The organism is Labrys sp. ALF-8 (assembly GCF_059699065.1).
In genome coordinates this window covers 1-15,220 of the sequence record NZ_AP048542.1, presented here as the reverse complement: position 1 = coordinate 15,220, position 15,220 = coordinate 1, and the positions used below count along the sequence as shown (strand labels likewise).

At 59.4% G+C, this 15,220-nt stretch carries 31 protein-coding genes; 28 read left to right on the top strand and 3 right to left on the bottom strand.

Annotated features, from left to right (window positions below):
• Positions 1-204: 204 nt before the first annotated feature.
• Positions 205-336 (bottom strand): hypothetical protein, encoded by a 132-nt coding sequence (locus tag AC6H34_RS33060; protein ID WP_497541902.1) that lies wholly within the window; start codon positions 334-336, stop codon positions 205-207.
• On the bottom strand, positions 333-542 hold the full coding sequence (locus tag AC6H34_RS33055) for a transcriptional regulator (RefSeq protein WP_497541901.1): 210 nt from the start codon (positions 540-542) through the stop codon (positions 333-335). Before AC6H34_RS33055 ends, AC6H34_RS33060 begins: the two co-directional genes overlap by 4 nt.
• Here AC6H34_RS33055 and AC6H34_RS33050 point away from each other — a divergent pair.
• Genes AC6H34_RS33050 through AC6H34_RS33040 form a run of 3 tightly spaced genes read left to right on the top strand, consistent with a single transcriptional unit; the run spans position 541 to position 2,203 of the window.
• On the top strand, positions 541-975 hold the full coding sequence (locus tag AC6H34_RS33050) for a helix-turn-helix transcriptional regulator (protein ID WP_497541900.1): 435 nt from the start codon (positions 541-543) through the stop codon (positions 973-975). The genes AC6H34_RS33055 and AC6H34_RS33050 overlap by 2 nt on opposite strands.
• A gap of 6 nt (positions 976-981) precedes the next feature.
• Positions 982-1,248: a hypothetical protein gene (locus tag AC6H34_RS33045; protein WP_497541899.1), complete on the top strand. Its 267-nt coding sequence runs from the start codon at positions 982-984 to the stop codon at positions 1,246-1,248.
• A 58-nt stretch (positions 1,249-1,306) separates the two neighbouring features.
• On the top strand, positions 1,307-2,203 hold the full coding sequence (locus tag AC6H34_RS33040) for a glycosyltransferase family 2 protein (RefSeq protein ID WP_497541898.1): 897 nt from the start codon (positions 1,307-1,309) through the stop codon (positions 2,201-2,203).
• Here AC6H34_RS33040 and AC6H34_RS33035 read toward each other — a convergent pair.
• The gene (locus tag AC6H34_RS33035) at positions 2,179-2,931 is read right to left on the bottom strand and encodes a cephalosporin hydroxylase family protein (protein WP_497541960.1); all 753 of its coding nucleotides are present in this window, start codon (positions 2,929-2,931) and stop codon (positions 2,179-2,181) included. The two genes, AC6H34_RS33040 and AC6H34_RS33035, sit on opposite strands and share 25 nt — an antisense overlap.
• A gap of 287 nt (positions 2,932-3,218) precedes the next feature.
• On the opposite strand from AC6H34_RS33035, the gene AC6H34_RS33030 reads away from it, so the two are divergent.
• From AC6H34_RS33030 to AC6H34_RS32910, 25 genes are all read left to right on the top strand, one after another.
• The gene (locus AC6H34_RS33030; protein WP_497541897.1) at positions 3,219-3,575 is read left to right on the top strand and encodes a hypothetical protein; all 357 of its coding nucleotides are present in this window, start codon (positions 3,219-3,221) and stop codon (positions 3,573-3,575) included.
• A complete protein-coding gene (locus tag AC6H34_RS33025) occupies positions 3,575-3,787 on the top strand; it encodes a hypothetical protein (protein WP_497541896.1) in 213 nt (70 codons plus the stop codon). Before AC6H34_RS33030 ends, AC6H34_RS33025 begins: the two co-directional genes overlap by 1 nt.
• Positions 3,788-3,791: 4 nt before the next feature.
• Positions 3,792-4,418: a helix-turn-helix domain-containing protein gene (locus AC6H34_RS33020; protein ID WP_497541895.1), complete on the top strand. Its 627-nt coding sequence runs from the start codon at positions 3,792-3,794 to the stop codon at positions 4,416-4,418.
• Entirely contained in the window at positions 4,415-4,645 is a 231-nt protein-coding gene (locus AC6H34_RS33015; protein WP_497541894.1) for a hypothetical protein, read from the top strand. Before AC6H34_RS33020 ends, AC6H34_RS33015 begins: the two co-directional genes overlap by 4 nt.
• Entirely contained in the window at positions 4,632-4,838 is a 207-nt protein-coding gene (locus AC6H34_RS33010) for a hypothetical protein (protein ID WP_497541893.1), read from the top strand. The genes AC6H34_RS33015 and AC6H34_RS33010 overlap by 14 nt, the downstream gene beginning before the upstream one ends.
• Positions 4,839-5,081, top strand: coding sequence for a hypothetical protein (locus AC6H34_RS33005; RefSeq protein WP_497541892.1), 243 nt, complete (start codon positions 4,839-4,841; stop codon positions 5,079-5,081). It begins immediately after the preceding gene.
• A gap of 22 nt (positions 5,082-5,103) precedes the next feature.
• Positions 5,104-6,027, top strand: a complete 924-nt coding sequence (locus tag AC6H34_RS33000; RefSeq protein ID WP_497541891.1) for a hypothetical protein — start codon at positions 5,104-5,106, stop codon at positions 6,025-6,027.
• A gap of 7 nt (positions 6,028-6,034) precedes the next feature.
• The gene (gene bet / locus AC6H34_RS32995) at positions 6,035-7,186 is read left to right on the top strand and encodes a phage recombination protein Bet (protein ID WP_497539919.1); all 1,152 of its coding nucleotides are present in this window, start codon (positions 6,035-6,037) and stop codon (positions 7,184-7,186) included.
• Positions 7,183-7,644, top strand: coding sequence for a hypothetical protein (locus tag AC6H34_RS32990; protein WP_497539920.1), 462 nt, complete (start codon positions 7,183-7,185; stop codon positions 7,642-7,644). The genes bet and AC6H34_RS32990 overlap by 4 nt, the downstream gene beginning before the upstream one ends.
• Positions 7,641-7,994 carry an HNH endonuclease gene (locus AC6H34_RS32985; RefSeq protein ID WP_497539921.1) on the top strand — a complete coding sequence of 118 codons (354 nt, stop codon included), beginning with the start codon at positions 7,641-7,643 and terminating at the stop codon, positions 7,992-7,994. The genes AC6H34_RS32990 and AC6H34_RS32985 overlap by 4 nt, the downstream gene beginning before the upstream one ends.
• Positions 7,991-8,323, top strand: a complete 333-nt coding sequence (locus tag AC6H34_RS32980; RefSeq protein WP_497539922.1) for a hypothetical protein — start codon at positions 7,991-7,993, stop codon at positions 8,321-8,323. Before AC6H34_RS32985 ends, AC6H34_RS32980 begins: the two co-directional genes overlap by 4 nt.
• A complete protein-coding gene (locus AC6H34_RS32975; RefSeq protein ID WP_497539923.1) occupies positions 8,316-8,591 on the top strand; it encodes a hypothetical protein in 276 nt (91 codons plus the stop codon). Before AC6H34_RS32980 ends, AC6H34_RS32975 begins: the two co-directional genes overlap by 8 nt.
• On the top strand, positions 8,588-8,899 hold the full coding sequence (locus tag AC6H34_RS32970) for a hypothetical protein (protein WP_497539924.1): 312 nt from the start codon (positions 8,588-8,590) through the stop codon (positions 8,897-8,899). Before AC6H34_RS32975 ends, AC6H34_RS32970 begins: the two co-directional genes overlap by 4 nt.
• Before the next feature lie 167 nt (positions 8,900-9,066).
• Positions 9,067-9,546, top strand: a complete 480-nt coding sequence (locus AC6H34_RS32965) for a hypothetical protein (RefSeq protein ID WP_497539925.1) — start codon at positions 9,067-9,069, stop codon at positions 9,544-9,546.
• On the top strand, positions 9,543-11,021 hold the full coding sequence (locus tag AC6H34_RS32960; protein ID WP_497539926.1) for a DUF4942 domain-containing protein: 1,479 nt from the start codon (positions 9,543-9,545) through the stop codon (positions 11,019-11,021). The genes AC6H34_RS32965 and AC6H34_RS32960 overlap by 4 nt, the downstream gene beginning before the upstream one ends.
• A complete protein-coding gene (locus AC6H34_RS32955) occupies positions 11,018-11,245 on the top strand; it encodes a hypothetical protein (RefSeq protein ID WP_497539927.1) in 228 nt (75 codons plus the stop codon). Before AC6H34_RS32960 ends, AC6H34_RS32955 begins: the two co-directional genes overlap by 4 nt.
• 39 nt (positions 11,246-11,284) lie before the next feature.
• A complete protein-coding gene (locus tag AC6H34_RS32950; protein ID WP_497539928.1) occupies positions 11,285-11,728 on the top strand; it encodes a hypothetical protein in 444 nt (147 codons plus the stop codon).
• Positions 11,729-11,730: 2 nt separating this feature from the next.
• Complete coding sequence (locus tag AC6H34_RS32945; RefSeq protein ID WP_497539929.1) at positions 11,731-11,961, top strand: hypothetical protein; 231 nt, start codon at positions 11,731-11,733, stop codon at positions 11,959-11,961.
• Positions 11,961-12,386: a hypothetical protein gene (locus AC6H34_RS32940; RefSeq protein ID WP_497539930.1), complete on the top strand. Its 426-nt coding sequence runs from the start codon at positions 11,961-11,963 to the stop codon at positions 12,384-12,386. Before AC6H34_RS32945 ends, AC6H34_RS32940 begins: the two co-directional genes overlap by 1 nt.
• A gap of 1 nt (position 12,387) precedes the next feature.
• Entirely contained in the window at positions 12,388-12,648 is a 261-nt protein-coding gene (locus tag AC6H34_RS32935; RefSeq protein ID WP_497539931.1) for a hypothetical protein, read from the top strand.
• Positions 12,649-12,823: 175 nt separating this feature from the next.
• A complete protein-coding gene (locus AC6H34_RS32930) occupies positions 12,824-13,030 on the top strand; it encodes a hypothetical protein (protein ID WP_497539932.1) in 207 nt (68 codons plus the stop codon).
• Entirely contained in the window at positions 13,027-13,203 is a 177-nt protein-coding gene (locus tag AC6H34_RS32925) for a hypothetical protein (RefSeq protein WP_497539933.1), read from the top strand. Before AC6H34_RS32930 ends, AC6H34_RS32925 begins: the two co-directional genes overlap by 4 nt.
• A gap of 4 nt (positions 13,204-13,207) precedes the next feature.
• Positions 13,208-13,747 (top strand): GIY-YIG nuclease family protein, encoded by a 540-nt coding sequence (locus tag AC6H34_RS32920; protein ID WP_497539934.1) that lies wholly within the window; start codon positions 13,208-13,210, stop codon positions 13,745-13,747.
• Positions 13,744-14,034 (top strand): helix-turn-helix transcriptional regulator, encoded by a 291-nt coding sequence (locus AC6H34_RS32915; protein ID WP_497539935.1) that lies wholly within the window; start codon positions 13,744-13,746, stop codon positions 14,032-14,034. The genes AC6H34_RS32920 and AC6H34_RS32915 overlap by 4 nt, the downstream gene beginning before the upstream one ends.
• A complete protein-coding gene (locus AC6H34_RS32910) occupies positions 14,003-15,145 on the top strand; it encodes a tyrosine-type recombinase/integrase (protein WP_497539936.1) in 1,143 nt (380 codons plus the stop codon). Before AC6H34_RS32915 ends, AC6H34_RS32910 begins: the two co-directional genes overlap by 32 nt.
• Positions 15,146-15,220 lie beyond the last annotated feature (75 nt).

Genomic DNA, 15,220 nt, shown 5'->3' with positions numbered 1-15,220 from the left:
GGCGAGACGCTCGGGCGGCAACTTGGCGGTTAGGCGCGAGAGCGAATGGAAAGAGCCGGGCTCCAGAGGAGACCCGGCTTGAGCCGCCGCAGGGAGGATGTGCGACGGAGGAATTTCATGGCGTAGTCCGGCGGAATGCTTGGCCGATCGCGGAGGCCAGGACCAACTGGGCGGCGAGGTAGGTGAGTGCGATCTCGAAGTAGATCATTGCCAACCTTTCTCTTCGATCGGAGGGTTGCCGTTCGTGGTGCTAGACGAATGGATCAGCTCGACCAGCGAGCAGAGGAGCGCAAGGCCGAGGCAGATGCAGACGAAGATGAAGGAGGGGTCGGTCATGCTGCGTTCTCCCGAGGATAGAGATCGGGGCGCAGTTCATGGCGAGGGATGCCGGTTACACGCTCGACTTCGAGGACGCGCTCGGCGGGTAAGCGTTCCTTTTCTAGCCAGCGCATGACCGTAGAAACTTTGATGCCGAGCATTCTTGCCAAGGATGCCTTGGCGCCGCGCTCTTTCAGGGCTTCTGAGAGGGTGTGATTGCTCATGTCGTACCTAGTTGCACAACTAGCAACAAAACACAAGTCCGAAGTTGCAGAATGCGATAACGACAAAGTTGCGCAACGCGCATACGCCTACCCTATGAGCAACATCACGGAAATTCACAAAGGCAAGCAGCCCAAACGCCCCCACCACATTGAGGAATGGGCGGAGCGCCGGCATCTGACGCAGGCCGATCTGGGCCGCGAACTCGGTGCCGATAAGAGCGTGGTTTCACGCTGGTACAATGGCACGACGCCAGGAGAAGAATGGCAGAAGAGGCTGGCCGATCTTTTCGAGATAGATGTTGAGGCACTATTCCGTCATCCCGACGAGGATTGGCTTGCCAAGTTCTTTGCGGGGCGCGCGGCTGATGAGATAGAGCGTATTAAGGCGACGCTCGAAGCTGCATTTCCCCGGAAATCTGGGACTGGCGGGTAACACCCGATGCCCAACATCACCTATTATGTCGTGCTGCCATTCGTTCGCACCAGCGATGGTGACTTGCTTGGGCTGGAAGCGGAGGAAGCTCCGTCCAGCTTGGCGGCGACGGGGAGGGCGCGGGGTAAGGTTGGGCGCGAACGGGACGGCCATAAGATCGTCGGCGCTATTGCTTTCTCGCGTACCGGAGATCCGCAACTGGGAGATTTCGATGATGCGGTAATCCTGGCGCGCTACGGCGAGACCCCGGAAAGCATCGAGGGGATGGAGTGACGCCTACCGTGAGAGAGACCGAATATTAAAGGCCAAGGCATTCGAAAGCAGACAATCAATGACTCCTACTATTTCAATAGGTATGCCTGTCTACAATGCGTCACCAGCTGTCATAGATGCACTGCGAGGCATTCAGCGCCAGACCTTCAAAGATTTTGAAGTTATAATATCAGACAATAGCTCTACCGATAATACCGGAGAGATATGTCAAGCCTTTTGTAAAGATGACAGCCGGTTTAGGTATGTTCGCCAAGATCAAAATATAGGAATGGTGGCTAACTTTGAATTTGTTCTGAAAGAAGCCAAGGCACCGTATTTTCTCTGGCGCGCTTATGACGATTATTCCAGCGATAATTACTTAGAAGTTTTGCTATCGGCTCTGAAGGATACGCCACGAGCGATATTGGCGGTCACAGATACCCACTGGTGGAGCGCGCCAGAGGATTACGAAAAATGGTTCTGCGTCACCAACTCGTTGAAGACCAACGTGGATAGGGCCGTTTTCCTACATTTGCAGCGGTGTTGTTCGGGTTGGTTCTATGGATTGTACCGAAGGGTGCCGCTAATAAGTCACTGGGAATATTGCCGGGACAATATCGGGTATTCCAACTATAACGGCGATCTTATCACCATGGCCAAACTAGTGACTGAGGGCCGGGTAGTGTCGGTGCAAGGCGCATCAATGCACCATCAGCGCTTGACGCTAAAACCGTCTCCGCTCTGGGAGTTTTCGCTCGATCAACGAATCGCAGCATTCAAGCTGGTTTGGCGGGTGGGCGCTGAAGGGCTAGACGGCCTACCCATTAGCTATTGGAAAAAGAAGCTGCTGCGCCCGATGCTTCTATACTTCATCAATAAGCGAATTATCAAAGTGAAGCCGCTTTTCAGAGAATGGGTATTGCGCCCCTTTCAGGGGCGCCAGATGCGGGATCAGTCTTTAACACAGCGAAGGTAGCCGCCAGGAGAGCTCGAGAAAATCAGCTTTCCGTTGATCTCTCGGTCTATTTCGAAGCGGTCTGTTTCCGACAGATATTCGTTGAGCGCGGCGAGAGGCTCATTCCCGCGCAGCCATATTTTGGAACGATTCGTCGGTGTCTCATCGGGCTCCAGATGACCCAGAATCGTATCGGCGACAACCAAATATTGGTTCTTTGTTACGAGATCGCCGTAGGCCCTGAGTTCGTCCAATACGTGCTCGCGACTATGGTCGCTGTCCAGGATGACCATTACAGACGAACCGGTCGGTATCTGCGATACGACCTTTGCGATAGTCTTTGGGTCGGTTGATGGCCCCTCAACAAGCGAAATTCTATGGGAGAGCGGATGGCTCTCAATCGACTGTCGATTGTGGCGCCGGATGTCGATATCGACGCCGATTACTTTCCCTTTATCCATCAGCTGAAGCATGGCGGCGAGGAAAATGAGAGATCCGCCTCGGGCCACCCCTGTTTCGATAATAATATCAGGCTTCGATTTCCAGATTACCTCCTGCGTCGCCATGACGTCAGAAGGCATTTGTATTATAGGCAGCCCAAGGAAGCTCCACAAATAGTTGTAATCATATCGGTCAGCGATACGTAACAGCTCTATAGATTTCCAGAGCGCTCGTTGGTCCTTTCCCAAAGCAATTGATGACACTATCTTTTTCTTTTCGAATTCTTCGCGGTCGTCGTTAGTCATAATGTTAGCTTCTTTACACAATTCCTTGGAAGATGGGTGCTTGTATGAGAGGAATCGTTATTTTTCAATACATGATGTTGCTGCGATTTTTGATGGACCGGATTGTGTCACGTTCACGTCACGCCGTAAGGCGGTGAGCACTTCAGTGGACATGAGCATAGCCTGCGGTCTTTTTTTGCTAGGAGCTCCATAGCGAAAAAAAGTTGCAAGATGCGCAATTAGCGCTTGATGAGAGTTGCAAGTTGTGCAACTAATCCCTCCATACCCGCTGCGGCGGATGGAGAGACCCGATGCCCAACCTGAAAATCCTCACTGCTACCGAGGCCCGCGCAATTGGATGCGGCGAGACCGATAGCGTCACTTTCGGGTTGGCCATTGAGAAAGCCCGGGCAGGCAAGCCGGCTTTCTGGTCCGCGCATAGCTATCACACCTCCAATCTGACGAGCGCTGCCTTCATCGCGAACGATGAGGGTCTCGACGAGGCATGCAGGTACGTCGTCGCCGGTGCTCTCGATCGCGGCTGGAACCACTTCGAATGGCTCGCCCGATTCCTTGACCGTCTTCACCCCGCCAATTCAGCCGCCCGCACTGAGATCCTGTTCGCTCAGTCGCAGTGGCTCGCGACCTTCGATGAAAGGGCTGCCTGATGGACTATTTCACCTTCCACCTGCACGGCCGCCAGTCGGCGGAAGCGCTTTCGAGCGGCGGCACATCGTGGGTCGAGATCCGCAGTGCGATCGGCACGGTCAATCTGCCGGCCGACAATGCCGAGCACGCTAAGCGCATTGCAGACGCGATCAACGGCGACAAGGCGCAGACGGCGCCAGTCCGCGCTTCGATCCTCGATGCTGCGGAGTAGGGCGATGAGCGACAATACCTTGGCGCTTCGCCTGAGGACGGCGCGGATCAATGCGCGCTTCAAATCTGCCGCTGATGCCGCGCGTCGTCTTGGCATTGGCGTTAGCACTTATGCCGCTCACGAAAACGGCCAGAATTCATTCGGTCCCGACGAGGCCGTGAAGTACGGAGCAGTGTTCGGCGTAGCTCCCCAATGGCTCTTATTGGGTTTGGGCGAGGAAAGCGCCGACATTGTAGGCGAGACTATCGCCGATCGTATTCGATCATCTCTTCGGCATCATAACCTTTCCATCAGAGAAGCCGAAAGGCGCGCCGGACTGGCCGAAGGGGCGATCACCAATATTACCCGTTCTTCGGCGAATGCAGACTACTCCCCTCGTGTGGACACTGCGATCGCCATTGCGACAGCGCTCGATGTGGATCTTGCATGGCTTGCGACAGGCCATGGCAAATCCGAAGTCCCCAGTTCGGCACCGGCCACTGCAGAGCTACGCGATCGGTTCGCCTGGCAGGCATTGAGCGGAATGCTCGCATGCGAAAACGAGCAATTCGCCTACCAACCGTCAGATGCAGCGGAGCGAGCCTACCAGTTCGCCGATGCGATGTTGAAGGCGCGCGAGGTGAGGCGATGAACCGTCCAACCCACCTCGTCAGCCGGTCAATCTTCGATGCGTCACTGATCATCGCCGGATCTGAGCTGTGCCTCGATGGCGAACGTACCGACCTTAACGGCGTCCTCGACGCGCTGGGTCGCGCCGGCATCGATCTCAGCCCTCCTGAACTGAACATCGTCATTGAGCGGGCTCGGATGGAGCGCGCCGCTCGTAAGTCCATGGAGATGCGTCATGCCTCCCATTGAAGTGATCAGGATCGCGCTCGCCGAGTATCAGGACTGGCGCTGGCAGAAGATCGTCGGCCCCGTGGTCGACAGGTTCAAGAAGCTGTCGACGAAGCGCGAGATCGCAAAGCAACGCCGCCGCCGGGTCCGCGACTACGACAAGAGCCTCGTTCGGCTCCGGGTCCGCCAACTCCAGTTGGAGGCGAGCCTTTGAATGTCGGTGATCGAAATCAGGCTCGTCGCCTCGGACCGGGTGCAGGCGGCAGTGAACTTTGCCTGCGAGAAGGTCGACGCGATGACGCCGCCACAGGCGACGGAATGGGTCAACCGCCAGTGGCTCAAGGTCAAGGTGACCGAGCCCGACAGCAAGGACAAGTCGGATCTCCTCATCGGCTTGGCGACGCTGAGATCCGTCATTCGACACCGCCAGCAATGGTCGTTGGCTCAACCGCTCTGAAGATCGTGAAGGGATTGAAATCATGAACGTCTGGCAGTTTTGGCAGGACTCCCTCGCTGGCCGTGCGCCGGAGGTCAAGGAAGGCGATATCCACACGGGATTCTTCCGAACCCGTCGCCTCGACCCGGTCGCGATCTGGCAGGCTGACGGCGTCTGGTACGCCAAGATCGGCACGAAGGTCATCACGCAGGAGCCGGACGTCGCCGATCTGTTTGCGCAGGTCTGCAGGGCACCCGTGAAGCACCCCGACTATATGGCGAAGATGGTGGGCGAGCCGTGGCCGGACGAGACCGCGTTGCCGCCGAAGGAAGCGGTGCAGCCGGCGACCGAAGAACAGCAGCCCCAGCCCGGCATCGGTCACAACAGCGGATCGACGCTCGATCAGATCGTCGCCGACATGGCCGAATGGGATGCGATGGCTCGCAAGCTCATGGCGGCCGGCCCGATCACCGACCAGGCGACAGCCGATAGGATGTCCGACATCGCCACCAAGTTCGGCGAGTTCGAAAAGGCCGCAACCGCCGAGCACAAGGCCGAGAAGGAACCGCATCTCAGCGCCGGACGAGCCGTCGATGCGAAATGGAAGCCGGTTATCGACAAGGCGGCGCGGGCGAAGCAGTCGGCGAAAACCGTCGTGGGCGACTTCCTGAAGGCCGAGAAGGTGAGGCTCGAAGCTGCAGCGAAGCTAGCTGCCGAAGCCGCCGGCGTCGATGAATCGGTCGTCGACCTTGGTACGGCCCGAGCCGGGCAGAAGCGCGCCGTCGTTCTCAAGACCCGCAAGGTGACCGAAATCACCGATCTGAAGGCGGCAGCGGCTTTCTTCGCCGCGATGGCCGAGCCGCCGACCGAGTTCGTCGAAGTCGTGCGCACCCTGTCCGGCCGCGTGATCGCCGCGGGCCTGACTGTGCCCGGCACCGAAGGCAAAACCCAGCAGTACGCAGCCTGAGGCAGCCATGAACCAGATCGTGCCGGTCGCGCAGACCACAGCAGTTGCCCAACTCTCCGACGGCGAACTTATCCAGGCGATGGAGAGCTCGCTCTATCCCGGCGCGAAGCCTGCTTCGATAGGCTTGGTGCTGACCTACTGCCGGGCGCGCAATCTCGATCCGATGATGAAGCCCGTCCATATCGTTCCGATGTGGGTGAAGGACGCCGCAAGCGGCAAGGGTGCCATGCGTGATGTCATCATGCCTGGCATTTACAGCTATCGCGTCGACGCCGCGCGCACCGGCCAATATGTCGGCAAGAGCGAACCTGAATACGGCCCCATACAGACCGAGACGCTGAGCGGCAAGGAGGTACGCTTCCCCGAGTGGTGCAAGATCACGGTCTATCGGTTGATCGCCGGCAAGGAACGCTCTTTCACCGCCAAGGAATTCTGGCTGGAGAACTATGCGACGGCCAGTCGCGAGACGCTTGCCCCGAACGCGATGTGGACGAAGCGTGCCTATGGACAACTGGCCAAGGTTGCCGAGGCCCAGGCGTTGCGCATGGCCTTCCCCGAGGCGGTCAGCAATCAGCCGACCGACGACGAAATGGAAGGGCGAGTGATCGAGCATCAGGCGATAGCGCCTCCCGCTCCACCCGAGCCGCCGCCTGCACCACCGCCGGCATCACAGGAGGTCACTGGCGAGATCGTTGACGAACCCGCGCCTCCCGCACCCGAGCAGCCGCCCGAATGGTCCTTCACGGACTACGTCGCCGGCCTCGACAAGGTGCTTGCGGTCGCCAAGACCGAGGACGAGCTCAAGGCCGCATGGAAGGGACGCGAGCAGCCCACACGCAAGCTCGTGACAGCCGAAATCACTGAGATGACGGGGCTGCTCGACAAGCACAAGGCACGCATTGCTGACGCCAAGCCTGCCGAGGAGACCGCCCCGCCGGAGCCGCCAGTTCCTGAGCCGCCTGCGCCCGACCAGGTCGGCGAACCGGCAACGCATGCTGCGGCGCTCGCTGTCCTTGAACAGGCCCGGGCAAAAGCGAAGGAGGGGTTGAAGAAGTTCAATTTCTGGCTCGGCAAGCTGACGAACGATCAGTTCGAAGACCTCGAGCCGCATCTCGATCAACTCCGCTCGGAAGCGGCCAAGGTCCAGGTAGGTGCATGATGGCAATCGAACTCGTCATGGTGCGCCGCGGTGCATCCTTGGTGGTCGCCAGCGCCTACGACCGCGAGGAGCTGGAGCGCTTCCCGCAATCGGTAGCGCTCAGAGTCACGGTAGACCGCCCCGCGCCGCTCGATCTCACCCGCCTGTACCGGGCGCTGTGCTCGAAGATCGCCCAAGCGACCGGCCACTTTCCGGACGGCAACTCCGTCCACACGGCGTTGATGCTCCGTGCCCACAAGATCACGGCGGTCTATGTCGCCGCCGACGGGTCGATCGCGAAGGGTACGCCGCTGCCGACCGGCGATTGGTCGCTGCCGGAGTGGCGCTCCTACTTCGATTTCGTCTGGCCGATCATCCTCGACGAGATCCTGCCCGGCGTACCGGAAGGGACATTGCGAGACGAGATCGAGCAGATGGCCGGTGTGCGTCTTGCCAAAGCTCGCGAGGCGGCAGCATGAGGGCGCACAACTTTACGCGTAAGCAGTGCCGCGACATCGCTCTTCGAGCCAACGGATGCTGCGAGTCATGCGGGGCGCGCCTGAAGGTCGGCGAAGGCGATGCGGATCATGTGTTGCCTGTCGAACTCGGCGGCGAGAGCGTGATCGAAAACGGGCAGTGGCTTTGCAGGGTTTGCCACAAGGCCAAGACCGCACAGGACATTGGACGCATCCGGAAATCGGATCGTCAGCGCGACAAGCATACCGGCGCCTATCGACGTACGGGCAGGCCGATGGACGGCAGCCGCAAGTCCCCTTTGAAGAAGACGTTCAACCACGGCGTTGTTCGCCGCGACGGAGCATCCTCATGAACGAGCACCAGTTCTACACGCACGCCGACGCGCTCGCTGACAACATCGTCAATTCCTTCACCGATGCCGTGGTTTCGGCACCGGACGGCACCGAGATGTCGGCCCTGGCTCTGACCGGCCTCAAGGCCGCGCTGGAGGCAATGACCATCGTCACGATGGGCGCCTACCAGATCCCGAGCGAGAAGACGGCCGACGTCAGGGCAGTCATCGTCACGACGCTCAACGCCTCGACGGGAGACGCCAACGCCTGTGACAAAGCGGTTGACCACATGATCACCTCGCTCAACGCAATGTCGGGCGCCCGGATGCAGGAGGCGGTCAATGGCTGAGATCAGCATCCACAAAGACGGCTCGATGTCGATCAAGTTCAGCGGCCCGACGACGGTGGAATCCACTGGGAGTGCACCGCCGGCTGAGGTCGGGCAGATCGATCAGCGCGCGATCATCGAGTCACAGAAGGTTGCGCTCGAAGCGGCCAAGCAAGCACTTGAGCAATGGCGCTATGTGGAGATCGGCCAGTATCTCGACACGATGTCTTTTCTGGCGATGAAGGCGCAGACCGAGAGCGCGATCGAGAAGATCGAGGCGCTGGCATGACCGTCCTCCGCCACTACAGCAATGCCGCTATCAAAAAGGTTCGGTCCACCACGCAACTGGATTTCGATGATCTCGCTTCGTATTCGAAGCCGCGCGGATTCTGGGTCTCGATTGTCGGCGAGGACGATTGGGAATCATGGTGTCGGTCAGAAGGCTTCCGCGATGTCGGGAAGCAGCTGGCATACGATGTCATTTTGGCGCCAGACGCCAATATTTTGCGCCTCTGCTCTCATGGGGAACTTACTGATTTCCAGAGACGCTTCGGGCGACCCAGTGCGGCATACTTCCATGGCCTCACGATAGACTAGGGAAGTGTCGCCCAAACCTACAGCGGCATTATCATCGCTCCTTACATCTGGTCGGCTCGCCTCGAACTCAACTGGTACTACGGCCGGGATTGCGCCTCTGGGTGCATCTGGGATTCGAATGCCGTCGCGCGGCTTGATCTGCTCCCATCATCGGTTGGGGAGGCGGCATGACCGTCCTCCATCCCTGCCACAACTGCCACCGCAAGGCGGACTGCAGCATCCGGAAGAAAACGCTCGCCGCGCTGAAGGGGCATAGCATCACGAAGGTGACCATGAAGTGCTCGTTGCCTCAGAAGGATTTTCCGCCGGGCTCGGTCGTCGACGTGAAGGCCTTCGAGATAGTCGAAAATCCCAACGAATACGGCGAGCTTACGCTCAAGAGCATGATCACGCGCCGCGGCATCGTCCGCGCTTGGCATGAGCGCAAGGCGATTGTCGTGCTCGACAAGGATCAGGAGATCCAGAAGCCCGAGGATGGTTCAGGCGCGATCGGCTACCTCAAGGTGGCGTCGGAGCGCCTGACAGCGACCGGGCTGCCGGCCGTCGAGCTCTGTTCATGCGGCCTATCCCAAGAGCGGTGCGAGGCGAACGACTACCCGTCCGTGCGGGATGGGCAATTCAGTTGCAGCCAGAGGTGGGCGGAATGAGCGCACTCGTCCCGCGCGCGACCATTGATCAAATTGTCGCGAACAGAAACCGAGCCTTGTCGCTCTACACCGATGCGCACAGCGCCCTGGGTACAGCCGCCTCGGCATTGCAGGAGGCATTAAGCGCGACATTGGTGGCCGCTCCTACCCAAACCGGCATCAATCATCATGCTAAGGAGGAACGTAGTGGCTTCCTCTCCGGCCTGGATCTTCCTATTCGGGATGATTTTCTCGGCGCTGCTCGGAGGATGATCGACACGGATGTCTGGGCGCATTTGATCCGGATGACGGAACTCGACACTCTAATGGACAAACGCGCCAAGGATGAATTCAGGTCGCAACTTCAAAAGGACCCGCCAGAAGTCACGGTCGAGAATGTCATAGCGACGCTGGAGCAATTCGCCCTGGACGCAGGCACGATCTTCAGGCGCGGAATCGCGATGTGCTTCTCCAGCTTGGATCGACGCTTTCGCTCACACGATGGATGGAAGATCGGCAGCCGAGTCATCCTGACCCGCGCGTTCAACGAGTATGGCTCTTGGAACTACTACCGAAATGAGCGCGATACGATCCATGATATCGAGCGCGCCTTTATGGTCCTGGAGGGGAAACCCGTACCGCTCGTTCATGCCGGCCTAGTCGCTGCGATCGAGGAATCGCGTGCCGGCCATTACGGCGCCAGACAGTCCTTCGTCGAGACGGAGTATTTCCGGGTGCGTTGCTTCATGAATGGCAATGCGCATCTGTGGTTCAAGCGAGATGACCTGCTCGACAAGGTGAACCAGCTTTTAGGCGAATACTATGGTGCCCCAATTCCGGAAGAACGCGGTCCGGATGAAGATTGGGGATTGCACACCCCAAAGACGTCGTTGGCCAAAAACTACGGGTTCTATCCGACTCCAGACGCGGCGACGGAACGGGTTGTAGATGCCGTGCCGCTCTATCGCCAGAAGGACGAGCCACCGCTGCGAGTGCTTGAGCCGAGCGCCGGCACCGGCAACCTCGCCAGGCCGCTGGTTAGGAAGGGGTGCATCGTCGACTGCGTCGAGATCAACGAGGAGAGAGCGGCCGGCTTGCGCCGCGAGTGGATCTACAATTGTGTGCAACGGGCAGATTTTCTTGCTCTCCAGCCTCCGCGTGATGGTCTGTACGACCGCGTGGTGATGAACCCACCATTCGACCGAGAGCGCGACATTGACCATGTCGTGCATGCGCTGAAGTTCTTGCGCCCCGGCGGAATTCTAGTGGCGATCATGTCGGCTGGCACCGAGTTTCGAAGCACCAAGAAGACGACAGCCTTTCGAAAGCTGATGATCGACATGAACGGGCAGCATGTCGACCTTCCTGCCGGCTCTTTCGCCAGCGTGGGAACCTATTGCAACACCATCATTGTCAAGGTGCGGAAGCCTGATCCGAGCACTCTGTCTCGACACCATGATCCCTACTTTGGCGCAAGGTTTGAGGTCGACGCATGAGCACGCACCCCGCCAACGCGAAGCCGAAGCCGACCTATTTCCGCTTGATGGAAGGTCCCTGGGAGAATTGTCTCGTGCCTTGCATCGTCCGCAACAACCCGGATGGGGGTGACCCACCCATCATCGCGACCTTCGCCAGGATCAACGACCTTGATGGGCTTCGCATGCTGGTCGAGCTCGCAAATCAGGCGTTGGGCAGCCAAGAAATCGGAGAGGCGGAATGACGGCCTCCCAAGAACCCGTGCAGAACATCGGGCCGGTTGTTGCCGAAAGTGATCACCGGCTTGCACGAAATGGCGGGACGGATCGTAAACGCGGTTGTCCGTGCGGCAGGGGGATTTGATGAACCTCCGCTGCTTCATCTTCGGTCATGCATGGCGCCTGCGCTGGTACTGGGCCAGCCCGACCGGGCCGCGCCAACGCCACCGAGGAGTCACCACCCGCTGCGAGTGCATGCGCTGCGGGAAGATCCTCACCGATTTCTCGACACCGCCGAGGCAGAAATGAGAGCGAGCGCTTGGATCACATGGGCCGCGCAGCCCAAGACCGCAGAAGGCCAGGTCGTGCCGGCGATCGATCCGAACTGGATGGTCGAGGTCATGCGTAAAGGTGGTCTTCAGACCAAGGCGCAGGCGCGTTTCGTCCGATGGGAGAAAGACGCCGAGTACGGCGAAGTCGTCGCCTACCGCATTGTGTGGGAGCGATGACGATGGCAGAGGCTACGATCCTGCGCGCCACCAGACTGCCGCGTCCTACCCGTCTTTGCACCGAATGTCCGAGTTGTGGCGCTGAGCTCGACTATGAGCCTGCCGAGGATGATGCCGGCGCTTTCTATGCCGAGCATGACTGGCCGACCTGCGAGGCCTGCAACATTGTCGTGGAGGTGCATCCCGTCCGCATTATCGAGGCCTTGGGCGTTTATCTGGCGAGGGGGAATTGATGCCGATCCGCCCCGAAAATCAAGCGCGCTACCCGGCAGACTGGTCCAAGATCAGGCAGGACATATTGCGTCGCGCAGACCACCGCTGCGAGTTTTGCGGCGTCGAGAACCATGCGCTGGGAGGACGAACGCGCGCAGGTGTCTTTCACAAGGCCCGGCCGACTGGCGACAACGGCTTGCGCCTCACTTGGCCGCGCGAGGGCGATCACGCCTGGTGCGAAGGCTATGACATCCAACTTCGCATTATCCGCATCGTTCTGACCGTCGCGCACTTGGACCACCAGCCGGAGAACAGCGACCCGGCAAATCTCAAGGCGCTCTGCCAAAGGTGCCATCTCTCCTATGACGCCAAGCACCATGCCCACAATGCATCGATCACGCGCGCCGAGAAGCGCGGGCAGCCTGACATGTTCGGGAGGAAATAGGATGGCACGCTCCTACGTCGTCATCACGTCCCAGGCGATATGCACCGACGGTGGCCCGATCTCGATCGAGCACTACTGCGACGGCACGCATTTCAAGCTGCTGGAAGACGCCAAGCGGCACGGATTCGAGATCCGAGGCTCCGACGATTTCAATATCGGCGTCGTCGAGGGCCGCAAGCTCGTCGACCTCCTCTGGATGGACAAAAGCATCCGCGAGGATCTCACGACATTGGCGCAGATCGGGAAGGAGATCGGGCTGTGACCCGCTTCCCAATCACCCGCTACGCCTTGGCCCGCTGGCTAGTCGCCATGGCGAAACGTGTCATCCCGGCGGATGACGAATGGCCGCGCGATAAGCTGTTCTGGGTCGACCACAGCTTGGGCATGACATTGAACCGCCTGCGCGGGAAACCGCCGTGGGGACCAGGAGAGAGCAGATGACAAAGAGCAAGAATCTTACAATTCGTCTGTCGGACAGCACTGCGGCACGCTTGGCCAGCCTGACGTCGATCATACCCTACGCGATATCCGTGACGAGTATCGTCGAAAGAGGGATCGAACTCGCCGCCGATGAGCTGGAAGTCCTGGCAAAGGCCTCAGCCGAGCACGCAGGCGCCAGGAAGCGCGAAAGGGAGTCGGCATGACCAAGCGCTACCTTATCGCGCTCGCCGCCGGCATCTGCCTCTGCGCTGCGTCCCTGCCGCCTGTCGCAGCGATCGGCGTGGCGCTGGTCGCGGCCGGCCTCGGTGGCCTGATCCACGACACGCGCGAGATGATCCCGGGCGATGACGAATCCTCCTGGGGCGGGGGCGAGTGACACCATGAGCCGCCGTCCACGCCTGCCTGCCCTCGACGAGATCCGAGACGATACCCCGCTGCAGCTCCATATCGCTGCACAACTTGCATTTCCCGACGGGACAATGTCTGTGAGCGGCTTGCGCAAGGCTCTGGCGAACGGAGCCCTTGAAGCCTGGCGCATCGGCGGCAGGCTCTACACGTCCCTTGGCGCGATCAAGGCGATGCAGCACGTGTTGGAACAGCGTCAACAAGCGAAAGCTGAAAGGCAGGTCAAGCCGCGGGAGACAGGTCGCAGGAGCGTCTATGTCATGGAGAGCGGGCGATACGTGAAAGTTGGGATCGCCTTTGACGTTGCCAAGCGCCTTGCCGACTTGAATGTCGCGTCACCTGTGGAAGTGACATGTGCGTTTTCAATCGAGGTGGCTGAGAAGGACGCTCGTCTAATCGAACGCGCTGTACATGCGCGGCTTTCCTCCAGTCGACGCCGAGGAGAATGGTTCGATTGTTTTCCCAGTGAAGCGATCGCGATTGTGAAGGACGTAGCTGGCGAGATGGCTCGATGAAACACACCCGCGCCGTCGAATCCGCCACTACCATTGTGCTGCCTCTATCACCGTCACCGCGCCGAGGCCTCTCATGTGAGGAAGCGGCTGCTTATATTGGCATCGGCCAGACGAAGTTTCTCTCGCTTGTCGAAGAGGGCAAAATGCCCAAGCCGATCAGGATAGATCGACGCGTAATCTGGGACATGCGCGCTCTCGACGCGGCCTTTGACCAGATGCGGGACGATCAGTCCCCGCAATCCCCAGGAGACGGCGTTGACGACGGTTGGGGCGATGAAGCACCCTGAGGGGATGGAAATAGACCTTCAATACCTTAGCGAGGAGAAGACGCGTCACGGCCGGCGTGTGATCTATGCACGTGTCAAAGGCAGGCGCATCCGGCTCAAGCATCCCGTGTCGTCGCCAGAGTTCGTCGATGAATACCGGGCTGCTGTGAAAGAGCTGCATTCCGATGCACCTCTACCGGAGAAGAAGGCCACAGGCCGGCAAGAATTCGCGCCCAAGACACTCGGCTGGCTGATAGATCGGTATTTCGTCGAATCGCCGAAGTACCTGACCATGAACCCGATCGGCCGCGGCCGACGGCGCAAGATCCTTGAGGCCATGAAGGAAAAGAGCGGGCATCGTCCCATGCTCATCCCGGCCGAGAACATCGCGAAGGGCATGGCAAAACGCGCCGCGGTACCAGGCAACGCCAATGATTGGCTGAAATCTATCAAGGCGCTCTACAGTTGGGCATCATCGCTAGCGATCGTTCCGTCGAATCCTGCAGGCGGCATCGGCAAGATCCAGACCGACACCGAGGGCTTTTACACCTGGACGATCGACGATCTCCGGGCATACATCGAGCGGCATCCTATTGGCACGATGCCCTATCTCGCATGCATGCTGCTGCTTTTCACGGGATTGCGGCGCTCCGACGCTACGAAATTCGGGCGCCAGCACGCGCGCAGCGGCAAGGTGAAATTCAAGACCAGCAAGACCGGAGCGGAACTCATAACTCACACGCCGTGGCCCTTGGTGCAGGCGATCGCGGCAATGCCTGAGACCGACCAACTGGCCTATCTGCTCAACGCCTATGGCAAGCCGTTCGCCTCCGGGGCTTCCTTCGGCAATTGGTTCAAGGACCGCTGCGTCGAGGCAAAGCTGCCAGACTGCTCCCCGCATGGGCTTCGGAAGGGCGGCGCTACGATCTGCTCGGAGAACGGCGGTTCGGAAGTCGAGCTCGAAGCGATGTACGGATGGTCGAACACGCGCCAGTCAGGCACCTATACCAAGAAGGCGAGGGCGCTCCTGCTGGCCACGAAGGGCTTCGAGCGGATCGCAGAGACTCTTGTCGCAGAGGGGATTCTCACGCCGACCGCAGAACAAAGGAACGACAGAAGTGTCGCACCTTGAAGCGTGGTTCGAATAGGTGCGACAAAATCGAGCCGTAACCTATTGAAATATATAGGGGTGAAAAGGAGAATGGCG

What these genes read in the sequence shown, in the direction of transcription:
- AC6H34_RS33060 (WP_497541902.1), bottom strand. Translation starts at nt 336, where the DNA reads ATGACCGACCCCTCCTTCATCTTCGTCTGCATCTGCCTCGGCCTTGCG.
- AC6H34_RS33050 (WP_497541900.1), top strand. Translation starts at nt 541, where the DNA reads ATGTCGTACCTAGTTGCACAACTAGCAACAAAACACAAGTCCGAAGTT.
- AC6H34_RS33055 (WP_497541901.1), bottom strand. Translation starts at nt 542, where the DNA reads ATGAGCAATCACACCCTCTCAGAAGCCCTGAAAGAGCGCGGCGCCAAG.
- AC6H34_RS33045 (WP_497541899.1), top strand. Translation starts at nt 982, where the DNA reads ATGCCCAACATCACCTATTATGTCGTGCTGCCATTCGTTCGCACCAGC.
- AC6H34_RS33040 (WP_497541898.1), top strand. Translation starts at nt 1,307, where the DNA reads ATGACTCCTACTATTTCAATAGGTATGCCTGTCTACAATGCGTCACCA.
- AC6H34_RS33030 (WP_497541897.1), top strand. Translation starts at nt 3,219, where the DNA reads ATGCCCAACCTGAAAATCCTCACTGCTACCGAGGCCCGCGCAATTGGA.
- AC6H34_RS33025 (WP_497541896.1), top strand. Translation starts at nt 3,575, where the DNA reads ATGGACTATTTCACCTTCCACCTGCACGGCCGCCAGTCGGCGGAAGCG.
- AC6H34_RS33020 (WP_497541895.1), top strand. Translation starts at nt 3,792, where the DNA reads ATGAGCGACAATACCTTGGCGCTTCGCCTGAGGACGGCGCGGATCAAT.
- AC6H34_RS33015 (WP_497541894.1), top strand. Translation starts at nt 4,415, where the DNA reads ATGAACCGTCCAACCCACCTCGTCAGCCGGTCAATCTTCGATGCGTCA.
- AC6H34_RS33010 (WP_497541893.1), top strand. Translation starts at nt 4,632, where the DNA reads ATGCCTCCCATTGAAGTGATCAGGATCGCGCTCGCCGAGTATCAGGAC.
- AC6H34_RS33005 (WP_497541892.1), top strand. Translation starts at nt 4,839, where the DNA reads ATGTCGGTGATCGAAATCAGGCTCGTCGCCTCGGACCGGGTGCAGGCG.
- AC6H34_RS33000 (WP_497541891.1), top strand. Translation starts at nt 5,104, where the DNA reads ATGAACGTCTGGCAGTTTTGGCAGGACTCCCTCGCTGGCCGTGCGCCG.
- bet (WP_497539919.1), top strand. Translation starts at nt 6,035, where the DNA reads ATGAACCAGATCGTGCCGGTCGCGCAGACCACAGCAGTTGCCCAACTC.
- AC6H34_RS32990 (WP_497539920.1), top strand. Translation starts at nt 7,183, where the DNA reads ATGATGGCAATCGAACTCGTCATGGTGCGCCGCGGTGCATCCTTGGTG.
- AC6H34_RS32985 (WP_497539921.1), top strand. Translation starts at nt 7,641, where the DNA reads ATGAGGGCGCACAACTTTACGCGTAAGCAGTGCCGCGACATCGCTCTT.
- AC6H34_RS32980 (WP_497539922.1), top strand. Translation starts at nt 7,991, where the DNA reads ATGAACGAGCACCAGTTCTACACGCACGCCGACGCGCTCGCTGACAAC.
- AC6H34_RS32975 (WP_497539923.1), top strand. Translation starts at nt 8,316, where the DNA reads ATGGCTGAGATCAGCATCCACAAAGACGGCTCGATGTCGATCAAGTTC.
- AC6H34_RS32970 (WP_497539924.1), top strand. Translation starts at nt 8,588, where the DNA reads ATGACCGTCCTCCGCCACTACAGCAATGCCGCTATCAAAAAGGTTCGG.
- AC6H34_RS32965 (WP_497539925.1), top strand. Translation starts at nt 9,067, where the DNA reads ATGACCGTCCTCCATCCCTGCCACAACTGCCACCGCAAGGCGGACTGC.
- AC6H34_RS32960 (WP_497539926.1), top strand. Translation starts at nt 9,543, where the DNA reads ATGAGCGCACTCGTCCCGCGCGCGACCATTGATCAAATTGTCGCGAAC.
- AC6H34_RS32955 (WP_497539927.1), top strand. Translation starts at nt 11,018, where the DNA reads ATGAGCACGCACCCCGCCAACGCGAAGCCGAAGCCGACCTATTTCCGC.
- AC6H34_RS32945 (WP_497539929.1), top strand. Translation starts at nt 11,731, where the DNA reads ATGGCAGAGGCTACGATCCTGCGCGCCACCAGACTGCCGCGTCCTACC.
- AC6H34_RS32940 (WP_497539930.1), top strand. Translation starts at nt 11,961, where the DNA reads ATGCCGATCCGCCCCGAAAATCAAGCGCGCTACCCGGCAGACTGGTCC.
- AC6H34_RS32935 (WP_497539931.1), top strand. Translation starts at nt 12,388, where the DNA reads ATGGCACGCTCCTACGTCGTCATCACGTCCCAGGCGATATGCACCGAC.
- AC6H34_RS32930 (WP_497539932.1), top strand. Translation starts at nt 12,824, where the DNA reads ATGACAAAGAGCAAGAATCTTACAATTCGTCTGTCGGACAGCACTGCG.
- AC6H34_RS32925 (WP_497539933.1), top strand. Translation starts at nt 13,027, where the DNA reads ATGACCAAGCGCTACCTTATCGCGCTCGCCGCCGGCATCTGCCTCTGC.
- AC6H34_RS32920 (WP_497539934.1), top strand. Translation starts at nt 13,208, where the DNA reads ATGAGCCGCCGTCCACGCCTGCCTGCCCTCGACGAGATCCGAGACGAT.
- AC6H34_RS32915 (WP_497539935.1), top strand. Translation starts at nt 13,744, where the DNA reads ATGAAACACACCCGCGCCGTCGAATCCGCCACTACCATTGTGCTGCCT.